Source organism: Halanaerobaculum tunisiense (assembly GCF_054657635.1).
Genome location: NZ_BAAHYI010000002.1, coordinates 128,315 through 142,054 on the forward strand (window position 1 = coordinate 128,315; position 13,740 = coordinate 142,054).

General features: G+C 33.4%; 11 protein-coding genes. 9 read left to right on the forward strand and 2 right to left on the reverse strand.

The window, feature by feature from the left end:
* Nucleotides 1-17: 17 nt before the first annotated feature.
* From iolD to ACYQ3D_RS02250, 6 genes are all read left to right on the forward strand, one after another.
* Nucleotides 18-1,952, forward strand: coding sequence for a 3D-(3,5/4)-trihydroxycyclohexane-1,2-dione acylhydrolase (decyclizing) (gene iolD / locus ACYQ3D_RS02225; protein WP_459835733.1), 1,935 nt, complete (start codon nt 18-20; stop codon nt 1,950-1,952).
* 18 nt (nt 1,953-1,970) lie between these two features.
* Nucleotides 1,971-2,867, forward strand: coding sequence for a myo-inosose-2 dehydratase (iolE, locus tag ACYQ3D_RS02230; protein ID WP_459836083.1), 897 nt, complete (start codon nt 1,971-1,973; stop codon nt 2,865-2,867).
* Between the two features lie 19 nt (nt 2,868-2,886).
* Complete coding sequence (iolG, locus tag ACYQ3D_RS02235; RefSeq protein ID WP_459835735.1) at nt 2,887-3,906, forward strand: inositol 2-dehydrogenase; 1,020 nt, start codon at nt 2,887-2,889, stop codon at nt 3,904-3,906.
* Between the two features lie 279 nt (nt 3,907-4,185).
* Nucleotides 4,186-5,775, forward strand: coding sequence for a solute:sodium symporter family transporter (locus ACYQ3D_RS02240; RefSeq protein WP_459835737.1), 1,590 nt, complete (start codon nt 4,186-4,188; stop codon nt 5,773-5,775).
* A gap of 218 nt (nt 5,776-5,993) precedes the next feature.
* Nucleotides 5,994-6,998 (forward strand): LacI family DNA-binding transcriptional regulator, encoded by a 1,005-nt coding sequence (locus ACYQ3D_RS02245; RefSeq protein WP_459835739.1) that lies wholly within the window; start codon nt 5,994-5,996, stop codon nt 6,996-6,998.
* Nucleotides 6,999-7,026: 28 nt separating this feature from the next.
* Nucleotides 7,027-7,962, forward strand: a complete 936-nt coding sequence (locus ACYQ3D_RS02250) for an AEC family transporter (RefSeq protein ID WP_459835742.1) — start codon at nt 7,027-7,029, stop codon at nt 7,960-7,962.
* A 170-nt stretch (nt 7,963-8,132) separates the two neighbouring features.
* Here the strand turns inward: ACYQ3D_RS02250 and ACYQ3D_RS02255 are convergent, their stop codons facing one another.
* Together ACYQ3D_RS02255 and ACYQ3D_RS02260 are read right to left on the reverse strand one after the other, a co-directional pair.
* Complete coding sequence (locus tag ACYQ3D_RS02255; RefSeq protein WP_459835744.1) at nt 8,133-9,461, reverse strand: histone deacetylase family protein; 1,329 nt, start codon at nt 9,459-9,461, stop codon at nt 8,133-8,135.
* Between the two features lie 25 nt (nt 9,462-9,486).
* On the reverse strand, nt 9,487-11,127 hold the full coding sequence (locus ACYQ3D_RS02260; RefSeq protein WP_459835746.1) for a hydantoinase/oxoprolinase family protein: 1,641 nt from the start codon (nt 11,125-11,127) through the stop codon (nt 9,487-9,489).
* Nucleotides 11,128-11,245: 118 nt separating this feature from the next.
* Between ACYQ3D_RS02260 and ACYQ3D_RS02265 the strand changes: the two genes are divergently transcribed.
* Genes ACYQ3D_RS02265 through ACYQ3D_RS02275 form a run of 3 tightly spaced genes read left to right on the forward strand, consistent with a single transcriptional unit; the run spans nt 11,246 to nt 13,732 of the window.
* Nucleotides 11,246-11,932: a DUF421 domain-containing protein gene (locus ACYQ3D_RS02265; protein WP_459835749.1), complete on the forward strand. Its 687-nt coding sequence runs from the start codon at nt 11,246-11,248 to the stop codon at nt 11,930-11,932.
* Nucleotides 11,933-11,934: 2 nt separating this feature from the next.
* Complete coding sequence (locus tag ACYQ3D_RS02270; RefSeq protein ID WP_459835752.1) at nt 11,935-12,318, forward strand: DUF4363 family protein; 384 nt, start codon at nt 11,935-11,937, stop codon at nt 12,316-12,318.
* A 22-nt stretch (nt 12,319-12,340) separates the two neighbouring features.
* On the forward strand, nt 12,341-13,732 hold the full coding sequence (locus tag ACYQ3D_RS02275; protein WP_459835756.1) for an amino acid permease: 1,392 nt from the start codon (nt 12,341-12,343) through the stop codon (nt 13,730-13,732).
* Nucleotides 13,733-13,740: the final 8 nt, after the last annotated feature.

Below are 13,740 nucleotides of genomic sequence, written 5' to 3' on the forward strand. Positions count from 1 at the left end.
TTAAGGGGGGGGAAGCTGTGGGAACAATTAGATTAACAGTTGCGCAAGCATTAGTTAAATTTTTAGATAATCAGTATCTAGAAGTTGATGGAGAAGAAAAGAAGTTTGTTGAAGGGATTTTTGCCATTTTTGGTCATGGTAATGTAGTAGGTTTAGGTCAAGCTTTAGAACAGGATCCGGGTGATTTAGTAGTACGCCAAGGACGTAATGAACAAGGAATGGCTCATGCTGCTACTGCTTTTGCTAAGCAAAATAACAGACAGAGAATTTATGCTTGTACTTCTTCAGTTGGCCCAGGAGCAGCTAATATGGTAACAGCAGCAGCTACAGCTACAGCAAATAGAATTCCGTTGTTATTATTACCAGGGGATACTTTTGCTTGTAGGCAACCAGATCCAGTTTTACAGCAAATTGAACGCCCAACTAACTTTACAACAACTACTAATGATGCTTTTAGGTCAGTAAGTAAGTATTGGGATAGGGTAAATAGACCGGAACAGTTAATGACGGCTGCTATTAATGCTATGCGAGTATTAACAGATCCAGCTAAAACAGGAGCGGTTACAATTTGTCTACCACAAGATGTGCAAGCTGAAGCATATAATTATCCAGAAGAATTTTTTGAAAAAAGAGTTCATCGTTTAGACAGACGTCCATTAACTAAACCTTTCTTAGAAGAAGCGGTAGAATTAATTACTACAAAAGAGAAACCACTACTTATTTGTGGTGGAGGAGTTAAATATTCAGAAGCAGCGAATGAACTTAAAGAATTTGCAGAGAAGTTTAATATCCCATTTGCTGAAACTCAAGCTGGTAAAAGTGCTATTGTATGGGATCATGAGTTAAATCTAGGTGGGATTGGAGTTACAGGTAATTTAGCAGCTAATAAGATTGCCAAGGAAGCTGATTTAGTAATTGGAGTAGGAACTAGATTTACGGACTTTACGACTTCTTCTAAACAATTATTTCAGAATCCAGATGTTGATTTTATGGGAATTAATATTTGTGAGTTTGATGCTTATAAATTAGATGCATTGCCATTGGTAGCTGATGCTAAAGCTGGTTTAAAAGATTTAACTAAAGCTTTAGAAAGTAGAGGGTATCAATCTGTTTATACAGATGAAATTGAAACTGTTAAGGAAGAATGGGAACAAGAGTTAGATAGGTTATTTAATTTAGAATATACTGGAGAAGACTTTACTCCAGAAGTAGCTGGTCATTTAGATGAAGTATTAGAAGAATTTAATGAAGATACAGGAAGTATATTAACTCAAACTAGAGCTTTGGGAGAATTAGATGAATTATTAGCTAGTGATGCTATTGTTATGGGAGCTTCTGGAAGTCTGCCTGGAGATTTGCAACGAGTTTGGAGACCTAAAGAACCTAATACTTATCATTTAGAGTATGGATATTCTTGTATGGGATATGAAGTAGCAGGAGCATTAGGGATTAAATTTGCTGCTCCAGACCAAGAAGTATATGCTATGGTTGGAGATGGAAGTTATATGATGTTACATTCTGAGTTGATAACAAGTATTCAAGAGAATAAGAAAATAAATGTGCTTTTGTTTGATAATATGAGCTTTGGTTGTATTAATAATTTGCAAATGTCTCAAGGAATGGATAGCTTTGGAACTGAGTTTAGATTTAGAAATGAAAAGACAGGGCAGTTAGATGATGAACTAGTACCAATTGATTTTGCTGCTAGTGCAGCTGGTTATGGAGTGAAAACTTATACAGTTACCAATGTAGATGAATTAAGAGAAGCAGTTAAAGATGCTCAAAAATCAGAGGTTTCTACTTTGATTGATATTAAAGTATTACCAAAAACTATGACTCATGGTTATGAGTCTTGGTGGAGAGTAGGTGTACCAGAAGTATCTAACAAAGAAAGTGTACAACAGGCTCATAAAGATTTAAAAGCTGAAATTGAAAAAGCTAGAAAATATTAAGGAGGAATTGAGATGAAAATGGATCCTAAGAAAGTAAAGCTAGGAATAGCTCCGATTGCTTGGACAAATGATGACCTGCCAGAATTAGGAGCAGAAAATACTTTTGAACAATGTGTTAGCGAAATGGCTTTAGCAGGATTTACAGGAAGTGAAGTAGGGAATAAATATCCAGATGACCCGGAAGAATTAAAATCAAAGTTAGATATTAGAGGAATTCAAATTTGTAATGCTTGGTTTAGTACGTTTTTTGCAACTAAGCCACAGGAAGAAACTATTGAGAACTTTATTGAGCATAGAGACTTTTTATATGAAATGGGTGCTGAAGTAATTGGTTGTTCAGAACAAAGTTATAGTATTCAAGGTTTAGATAAGCCTATTTTTGAAGAAAAACCAGAGTTCACAGAAGAAGAATGGGAAAAAGTAGCAGCAGGATATAATAAATTAGCTGAATTAGCAGCAGAGAAAGATATGAAGGTTTGTTTACACCATCATATGGGGACTGGAATTCAAACTCCTGATGAAGTAGATAAATTTATGGAACTAACAAACGATAATGTATATTTATTATTTGATTCAGGTCACATTTATTATTCAGAAGGAACTCAAGAGGCAGTAGAAGAGTTATTAACTAAATATGTAGATCAGATTGTTCATGTACATCTAAAAGATGTTAGAGAAAAGGTCTTAGAAGAAGTAAGAGAAAATAAATTAAGCTTTTTAGAAGGAGTAAAGAAAGGAACATTTACAATCCCAGGGGATGGAGTAATTGATTTTGATCCACTCTTTAAAACCTTAAAAGAAGCAGATTATGAAGGATGGATGGTAGTAGAAGCTGAACAAGATCCAGCTGAGGCTAATCCATTTGAGTATGCAGTTCAGGCTAGAAAGTTTATTAAACAAAAAACTAATTTATAAAACTAAAAGAGGTGAGATAATGATTAAATTAGGTATTATTGGAGCAGGAAGAATTGGGAAGGTGCATGCTAAGAGTATAACTAAGTATGTGTCTGATGCTAAGTTAAAGGCAATTGCAGATCCGTATATGGATAATGAAACTGAGGAATGGGCTAATTCTTTAGGCATCGAAAACGTTTACAAAAACTATAAAGAGATCTTAAATGATTCTGAAATTGAGGCAGTATTAGTTTGTTCTTCAACAGATACTCATTCACAAATTTCTATTGAAGCAGCTAAAGCTGGTAAAGATATCTTTTGTGAAAAACCTATAGACCATAGCTTAGATAAAATTCATGATGTATTAGATGTAATTGAAGAAGAAGGAGTCAAACTCCAAGTTGGTTTTAATCGTAGATTTGATCATAATTTTAAAGCAGTTAAGGAAGCTGTAGAAGAAGGGAAAGTAGGAGATCCACATATTATAAAGATAACTTCGAGAGACCCTGAAGCTCCTCCAATAGATTATGTAAAGGTATCAGGTGGTATCTTTTTAGATATGACTATTCATGATTTTGATATGGTTCGTTACTTATCAGGTAGTGAAGTAGAGGAAGTATATGCAGCAGGTGAAGTATTAGTTGATCCCGCTATTGGAGAAGCAGGAGATGTTGATACAGCAGTAATTACATTAAGATTAAAAAATGGAGCTATTGCTGTTATTGATAATAGTAGAGAAGCTGCCTATGGTTATGACCAGAGAGCAGAAGTATTTGGTTCTAAAGGTTCAGTTAAGGTAACTAATGATACAGAGTCAACAGCTGTAATTAGTACTAAAGATGGGGTTGCTAAAGAAAAGCCTTTATACTTCTTCTTAGAAAGATATATGGAGTCTTTTGCTGAGGAGATTAGGCAATTTGTTGAAGCAGTAGATAATGATAAAGAAGTTCCTGTTAATGGAACTGATGGATTAAAGCCTATACTAATAGGTTTAGCGGCTCAGAAGTCTTTAGAAGAAGAAAGACCAGTTAAAATAGAGGAATTAAAAGAAAATAGATAAAAATTAGTTTATTATTCTCTAATGAAAGATTAACTAATATCTTTCATTAGAGAATAACAATTTTCTTATTTCTGAATGTATAATAGTATGATAATTTTTAATTTTCATAATTTTAAATCATTTTTTTAGGATTATTTTTAAATTGGATATAAGATATAAGATATAAGGTATAAGGTAATAATTAATATAATTTCCTAGTTAGATTATTAAATTAACTACTAATATTTATAAGTAAATAAGCAATAGAAACAGTAATTATTTTAAAAGGGAGGAAATAGTATGGGGTTTGTTATTCCAGGTTCATTTTTAGGATTTACAGGTTTAGTTGCTTATTTGACTTGGCGAATGACTAGGAAGGAAGAGTTAGATAGTGAAGAGGGGTATTATTTAGGAGGTCGAAGTTTAACTGGGATAATGATTGCTGGTTCACTAATGCTTACTAATCTGTCTACTGAACAGATGGTAGGTTTAAATGGACAAGGCTTTAATTTCTCGATGGTAGTAATGTCCTGGGAAGTAGGATCAGCAGTAGCTTTAATTATCATGGCTTTAGTTTTTTTACCTAGATATTTAAAAGGTGGAATTGCAACAATACCGGAGTTTTTAGAAGATCGTTATGATGATACTACAAGAAAAATAACTGCTTTAATGTTTTTGACTGGTTATGTGGTAACTTATCTTCCTACGGTATTATATTCCGGAGGTTTAGCTTTAAATGAAATTTTTGGTGTTCCAGAACTTCTTGACTTAAGTCCTTTTAAAGCGTTATGGATAACGGTTTGGGGAATAGGAATTATTGGTTCAATTTATGCTGTATTTGGTGGATTAAAAGCAGTAGCAGTTTCAGATACATTAAATGGAGTTGGATTAATAATTGGAGGAATGTTAGTTCCAATATTCGGATTTATGGCATTAGGTGATGGAAGTATTAGTGCTGGAGTGGATCAAGTATTATCACATCATACTCATAAGTTAAATTCAATTGGAGGATTAGATTCTCCAGTTCCTTGGACAGCATTATTTACAGGGATGTTGTTTAATAACTTGTTTTATTGGGGTACAAATCAGTCAATTATTCAAAGAACATTAGGTGCTAAAAGCTTAAAAGAAGGTCAAAAAGGTGTTTTATTTGCTGGATTGTTAAAGTGTATAACTCCTCTTTTCTTAATAGTTCCAGGGATTATTGCTTTTCATATGTATGGAGACTCATTAGCAAAGGCGGATATGGCATATCCTACTTTGGTTAGAGATGTATTACCTACTCCGATAACAGGATTTTTTGCTGCAGTATTATTTGGAGCTATTTTAAGTTCATTTAATAGTGCTTTAAATAGTGCCGTAACATTATTCTCACTAAATATTTATAAGCCAATATTTGCTCCAGATGCTTCTGATCAAGAAATAGTAGAGTCAGGAAAGAAGTTTGGAATGATTTTAGCAGTTGTTTCAATGATTATTGCTCCGTTCATTTATTTTGCTCCATCTGGATTATATGGTTATTTACAGTCTACATTTGGTTTCTATAATGTACCTATTTTAGCTATAATTGTAGTAGGAATGTTTTCTAAAAAGGTACCGGCTTTTGCAGCTAAAACAGCGATGGGTATTCATGTTGTGATATACTCTATTTATATGTTTGGAGGTTTTGACTTTAATTTCTTAAATGTATTAGGAGTATTATTCCCATTAGAAGTAATTATTATGGCAATTATTGGTAAGCATAAGCCAAGAGATGTAGATTATGTACAGGAATATACAGAAGATGTGGATATAACTCCTTGGAAATATGCTAAACCAGTTGCCCTTGGGTTGTTCTTATTTATGCTTTCACTTTATGTAATATTTTCACCATTGGTATTAGCAAACTAAAATTAATCATTTGTTTAGCAGAGATGTAATTGATTTATATACAGAAAAGAAAATAGTTATTGAAAGATATCTTTAATTAAGATAGCTAATTATGAAAAAGTAGTAAGTTGCTTAAGCAACTTACTACTTTTTTAATTAATCTCTATAATTGATTTTGATTAAAAATGTTGTTATAATTGTGTTAAACGTTTACAAAAGATATAAATGAGGTGAAAATAATGGGATTAACGATTAAAGATGTGGCTAGAGAAGCTGGTGTATCTTATGCTACTGTTTCTAGAGCTTTAAATGACCATCCAGATGTTAATGAAGATACTAAAAAAAGAATATTAAAAGTAGCTAACGAGATTGGGTATCAGCCGAATGATATTGCACGAGGATTAGTGAATCAAGAAACTAAAACGATTGGTTTATTAATACCTGATATAACTAATCCATTTTTCCCTGAGGTAGCACGAGGAGTTGAAGAAGCAGCTATTGAAGCTGGATATAATGTGTTTTTATGTAATACTAACTGGAACAAAGAGAGAGAAAAACATTATATAGATGCATTGTTACAAAAGCAGATAGATGGATTAATTATGGTTCCTAGTTCAGAAGAATTAGATCATTTAGAGAAATTATTAAATTCAGGAGTAAAAACTATTTTTATCAGTTCTTTTATTAGACATCTTGATTTCACCTCAGTTATTGTTGATAATATATCTGGGGCTCAAAGAGCGGTAGAACATTTAATAGAAAGAGGGCATGAAAATATTGGGTTTATTGGTGCTGAAGAAGATAGATTTGACAACCAAGAACGATTAAAAGGCTATAAAAAAGCCTTAAGAGCTAATAATATTGAAATTGAGCAAAAATATATAAAAGATCAAGAAGGATCTTATAAAAGAAAAAGTGGATATTATTTAATGAAAGAGTTATTAGACCTTGATCTATGTCCAACAGCAGTCTTTAATTATAATGACTTATTAGCTTTAGGAGCGATTCAGGCTATAAGAGAAGAGGGTTTATCTGTTCCAGAAGATATAGCAATAATTGGATTTGATGATATATCCTTTGCTTCTTTACCAGAGATTCAATTAACTACTGTTGCTCAACCTAAATATAATATGGGCCAAATAGCTTTAGAAAATTTAGTTGAGCAAATAAAAGACAAAGAAGAAAAGAATATTAGTCGAAGAATTTTATTAGATCCTGAATTAATAATTAGAAGGACAAGTTAAATATTCTGCTAAAAAGGTGGGCTGAAATATGGAGAACATTTTTAGTGTATTTCCTAATATTATTCCTATATTATGTTTAATAATTTTAGGATATATATTTAAAAAAAGAAGATTAATTTCAGAATATACAATAAATGGATTTAAAAAGTTTGTATTAAATATTTCTTTACCAGCATTATTGTTCCGGTCTTTCTTAGAAATAAATCTTAAGTTTAAATACATTTTTATATTATTAATTGTTTTTTTAGCTAATTTATTGATGTTACAGATTGGTAAGTTATTCAAACAATTTTTAAAAGTTGAAAGTCCCTATTTTGCATTATTGTTTACAGGTTTTGCAGCAGGAGTAATGGGGATACCTTTGTTTAGTGTCGCTTATGGGCCCCAAAATGTTGATGTTTTTGGAATTGTTCAATTAGGACAAGAATTTTATGTTTGGTTTATATTATTTCCAATTTTATTAAGCTTAGATGGAAGCCCTGATAGTTTAAAAGATAGAGTGTTATCTTTTTTAGAATCACCAATTATTATTTCGATTTTATTAGGGCTTTTTCTAAACTTAGCTGGATATAAAACATTTAATAATAATTTTTTAGTAGGAATATTAAATACAGTTGATTTAATTAGTCAAGTTACTCTTCCCTTAATCTTAATTACAATAGGTTATCAAATTAGATTTAAATTTAATGAATTTTGCTTACCACTAAAAACTATAGGATTAAGATTAATAATTTTTGTTTTTTTAGCTTTAGTAATTAATCAGTTAATATTTCAGAAGTTATTAAATTTAGATAATATTTTTGGTATTGCTTTATTAGTAATGTTTATTTTACCACCCCCATTTTCCATGTCTTTATTGGTAAAAGACGGTGATGAAAAAAATCAAATTTATGTTGATAACACAATTTCATTAGGAATTCTTATTTCTTTATTGAGTTTTATTGTAATAGTTTTTGTGTTATGAATATTTTAAATTAGAGGTTGAATTATTAAAAAGTAGGTAATTTTCAGACAGAGTTTTCTTGGTAGTTAGAGGTGAATTTTGTGATTTAGTTACAGTAGAATATAGTGAATAGATGGTATCTGGTGTGAGTGGGAGGAATGAGTGGGGAAACTTACGCCCACTCACTCTTTTTAATATTCACTGATTAATTTATTCTGCTGTTTATCAAGCAGATAGCTAAACTGATACTTAGGACTATCTGTTGCTGTTTCATACCGTTGGTATCCTTTATTTCTACACTCACTACAACAGTCATAAGGTAAGATGATTATTTGACTAGCTTTATAGCTGGTAGGGTTGGCTTGAGAAGTAATAGCAATCATTCCTGAACAGGAAGAACAGACTTTGATTTTCACCTCTTGTTCTTCTCTAATCTGATCAGTATCATAGATTATCTGCTGACTAGTAGTGTAATAGTCTGTTCCAAATTTCTTTGCTTTATCTACTTCCTCTTTTGCCTCCCATTTTTCCCTTAGATAATTAACTTTCCTTTTTATTTCTTCTGTAATATTGGCTGGTTGGTCTTTAATTTGGGGATTATAATCTGGTTCTTGAATTTCACTATAATCTATTCCTGCCATAGCTAAAATGATCCCTAAGTTAGTGTAAGGTAAAGCTCCTTCAATATCATAGCCCCCCTGTAAAATAGCTAAGTCAGGATCAAGCTTGTCATTTAAACGAGCGTAGCCTTGAGCGGTAATCTTCATATTGGTTAAGGGGTCGCTATAGTGATTGTCTTGACCAGCAGAGTTAATAATTAAGTCGGGATTAAAGTCATCTAAGATAGGCAAAACTAAATTATCTAGAGCATAATGGAGTCCTTGATCAGTCGTTCCAGTAGGTAGTGGCAGATTAATAGTATAGCCATAACCTCCCGGCCAACCTAATTCATCTGTAAAACCAGTTCCCGGAAATAAAGTTCTTCCATCTTGATGCAGATCAATATGTAATACGTTAGGATCATTATAGAAGATATTCTGGGTTCCATCTGCATGATGAGCATCTGTATCAATGATAGCTATCTTTAATTCAGGATCATAGTTTTGTCTTAAATAGTCCACCATAATTGCTTCATTATTGATAGTGCAAAAACCTCGAGTACCATGGCTGATTGTAAAGGCATGATGGCCTGGTGGTCTAATGATGGCAAATGCTTTATCTACTTTTTCTTCCATCACTAATTCTCCAGCTTTAATAGCCCCCCCAACGGAGATAAGATGGGGCTTAGTTACTATTTCTTCAGTCTTGGGAATACAAATCTGGGTTCTTTCTATGTCAGATATAGTAGCTAGTTGAGGATTATACTCTTCAATTCCAGTAATATCGAAAATTCCTTCTTCGCTAAGCAAGTCTTTAGTATAGAGTAATCTTTCTTCTCGCTCTGGATGAGTAGGAGAAATCGACCAGTCAAAAGCTGGAAAAAAGATTAATCCTACAGAATTTTGGGCAGTTAAATTCATTCTATCACCTCATTTTTACTTTTAATTAATTTGTTATTCCTGGTTTGATCTGAGCTGTTACTTCAATAATCTGGCCTACTGTTCTAAATTGACGGACTATATTAAAGGATTGTTGGTTAGTGATTTCTATTTTTTCTTTTTGAGCTAAGGAGTTATTTAGTTCCTTAGCTAGTAATTGACTTGCAGTAGCTAGATCAAACTCCGCCTTAATTTCTTCTCTAATACCTAATTCAGGAATAGTATAGTAACCTTTAGCTGTATCAGCGTAGAGAGTCGCTTTAGCAGTGACTCTAGCTTGGGCAGCTCCAATAGCATTAGCTATCTTTGCTTGAGCAGGCACTTGGTATGGTAACCTAAACTCTTCTGCTAATTGAGGCGCTAAAGCTTGGGCAGGTCCGCCGACTACCACTAAGTGGGTAGGATTTAATTGTTGGTCAGTTAATAGTTGATTAATAGTATAGACTGGTTGCTGTTTTAATTCAGTCAGTAGCTGATTAACTTTAGTATGTAGTTGACTACAAAAATTAGTGATTATTTTAGTTGCTGTCTGTTGGACAGTTAGATTGAGTTTATCTGCTAGTGGTTGGAGAGCCTGTCTAGCTTTCTTGTGGTCTCCAATTGTGATTTCTTTTAAGATGATTAGAGCATCAGTAGGAGTAGGGTCTTTTCCGCCTAGAGCAGCTGCTGGTCCTTTTCTTTGCGGGCCAACTTTTAATTCTCCCTTTTTTACTTGCACTAGACTATCTCCACCATAAGGAAGTGACTGATTATATAAGCCTCGGATTGTGGTAGGATAGTTATCTATTTCAATCCCGGCTGGTTTAAATAATGGTTCGCCAGTAGTAAATAAGGAAATATCAGTAGTGGTTCCTCCGATATCTAAAGCTAAAGTCTTGGTAGTAGGTTGTGTCAAAGCTAAGCTTCCTATAATGCTAGCAGCGGGACCGGAATTAATACTCTGGACTGGTTTATTTTTTGCTTTAGTAAGCGGCATAGTTCCTCCATCAGCTTTTAGTAAGTAGAGTGGTGCTTTGATCTCCAGTTGGGCTAATCCTTGCTTAACAGCAGAGATGAATTGTTTGTGTTTGCGGGCAACAATATTATTTAGATAAGTAGTAGCTACTCGGCGCGGATAATTTAATTTACCAGCTAATTTATGACTTAGGGTAACTTGCTTGAGTTCAGGAAAGTGATTGATGATTAATTCCTTAAGTTCTAATTCTTGCTGGGGATTGCGAGTTGAGAACTTACCACAGATAGCAAGATTATCGATTCCTTGCTCTACTAGTTCTGAAATTGCTGTGAGTGCTTCTTGGTGGTTAATTTTGGTTACTTGTTGGCCCCGGTGATCAATTGAACCTGAAATAACTTTAGTATCCGGACTATAACTATAGTTATTAGGATCCAAACCAGCACCGGGAATCAATATCAGCCCAACTGAGGGATGATTGTGTTGAGTAATTAGATTAGTTGCTAGGGTAGTACTTAATGTTATGTGGTCGATAGTGGTAGGATCTAGCCCTGTAATCAGTTGCTGACAAGTAGTTAAAATAGTTTTAGCTAAGTTATTATCAGCAGTAGGAATTTTGTTGTGGGCAATAACTTCTCCTTGGTTAAGTAAGACTCCATCAGTATGTGTTCCTCCTATATCAATACCTAATCTCATTTTACTCCCTCCTAATTTAAGGATTCCAGTTGATCTTGATTATTCCTGCTGTAATACATATTTTATATAGAATTGATTAACACTATACTTGAGATTATTGCTATAAAGGATGATTCAAATGTTAATAGTCATTATTCGGACAATCATTTTGTATATTACTGTACTAGCAGTACTGAGGTTAATGGGTAAAAGGCAGATTGGTGAGTTACAGCCCTTTGATTTAGCAGTTACAATTATAGTTTCTGAGTTGGCTGCTATGCCGATGCAGAATACTGATATTCCCTTAATCAATACGTTACTTCCCATCTTTTTAATCTTAATTCTCCAAATTTATACCTCTGTAATTAATACTAAAAGTATTACAGCTCGCAAGATAATCTGTGGTAAACCAGATATGTTAATTGAAAATGGGCAATTGAATGAACAGGTATTAAAGAGAAACCGGATTAATATTCATGAATTGCTAGAAGAATTAAGGGCCAAAGGTTATCATAACCTAGCGGATATAGAATTTGCTTTTATTGAGACTAATGGGCAAGTAAGTGTGATTCCTAAATCCCAAAAGAGGCCTGTTAATCCCGAAGATCTACAACTAGATACAGATTACGAAGGAGTTCCTTATCCGTTGATTGTTGATGGTAGGGTTTATGAGGATAATTTAGCTAAAGTTAATTTATCACGACAATGGTTAAAAGATGAATTAGCTAACTTAGGGGTTGATGATTTCTCAGATATATTACTTGCTAATATTGATTCTAATGGTAATTTATTTTATCAGTTATTTGAGCAAAAGGAAGGGAATTAATTATGAAAAAGGTAGTAATCGGAAATACTCTATTCTTAATAGTAGTAATCAGCTTGACATTCTATGGCTATAAAGCAGTAATTCAGTCAGCTGAGCCACTATTGAATAGATTAGATAAATTGGAGACTAATATAGAGAATAATAATTGGGAGCGGGCAAGTGAAACTAGTCAAGCTTTACAAGAGCAGTGGCGAGAAACACAGAATTTATGGACGCCGTTATTGGATCATAGTCGAGTGGATAGTTTAGAGAATTCTTTGACCAGAATCAAAAAAGCAGTTCAGAAAGAAGAAAAGACAGAAGCTTTCTTGGAGATAGCAATCAGTAAAAGATTGGTCCAAAATGTACCCAACACAGAAGAGGTTAGTTTTAAGAATATATTTTAAAGTAGACAGGAGCTGATCTCTAGTGGCAGATGATAACCATAAAGTAGATCATCCTTTGATTAGAGAACAGGCCAAACCTAAAACTGAAGACCAAGTAGAGGAAAATTTGAATTTAGGGGAATTAGTAATGGTCGGTTTAGGGGCTACTATTGGAGCTGGATTCTTTCTGGCGAGCAGTATTGCTATTAGGTTAAGTGGGCCAGCTATTATACTTAATTTTTTGGTAAGTGCTTTTATAATGTGGCAGGTCTTTTCTGCTCTAGCAGAGATGTCAGTTGCTGTACCTGATACTGGTTCTTTCCAAAGTTATGCTAATCAGGCTTTGGGAGAGATGTATGGTTTTGTTAGTGGCTGGATGTACTGGATAGCTGGAGTATTAGTTATGTCCAGTGAGGTTACAGCTTCAGCTATTTTTACTCAATGGTGGTTTGCAGATATTCCTTTATGGGTGTTTGCTTTCATTTATTCTTTAATGATTATAGGGGTTAATTCTCTAGGGGTTAAGAACTTTGGTCAGATAGAGTCTGTTTTTTCAATAGTTAAAATAGGTGCTTTAATTAGCTTTATACTACTGGGGTTATCTATTTTAACTGGAGTATTTTCTGTTTCAGATAAATTAGGGATTGAGAATTATTTTATCCATGGGGGCTTTTTTGCTAATGGTCTCCAAGGGTTTTTAGCTGCTTCTTTAATGTCTTTAGTATCTTTTGGCGGGGTAGTAGTTACTGGAATGGCGACTAGTGAAACAGTGAATTCAGATCGGACAGTACCATCAGCTATTAAAATTATTGTGTTAACGTTAGTTACTTTATATGTTTTCTCTTTACTTATTTTATTGGCTATTGTACCTTGGAACCAGATTAGTCAGGAGGCTAGTCCTTTTGTTGAGTTATTTCGGTTAGTCGATATTTCTTATGCTGGTTCAATTATTAATTTTGTTATCTTGACTGCTGCTTTATCAACAATGAATGCTGCTATGTATGCTGTAACTAGAGTATTGTTTTCCATTGCCCAAAATGATCAAGCCCCTGAATATCTAACAGTTAAAAACAAACGAGGGGTACCTATCTATGCTCTGTTAGTTAGTAGTTTAGGACTAGGATTAGCCGTATTATTAAGTTATTTGTTGCCCGAAAAAGTTTATGAGTATGTAACTAGTGCTGCTGCTTTTATTCTCTTTTTTAACTGGATTATTATTTTAATTAGTCAACTTAGGTATCGGCCTCGATTACAAGAAACAGGACAATTAAAATTCAAGATGAAGGGCTATCCTTATACATCCTGGCTGACTATTGGTTTGTTAATTATGATTCTAGGTTCTTCTGTCTTGGTTTTTCATCAGCTGGTAGGGTTAATTGTAGGATTGGTAGTGATTAGTGGTTTGTTTGTTATTTATAATTTGCTGGATAATTAAATCATAAA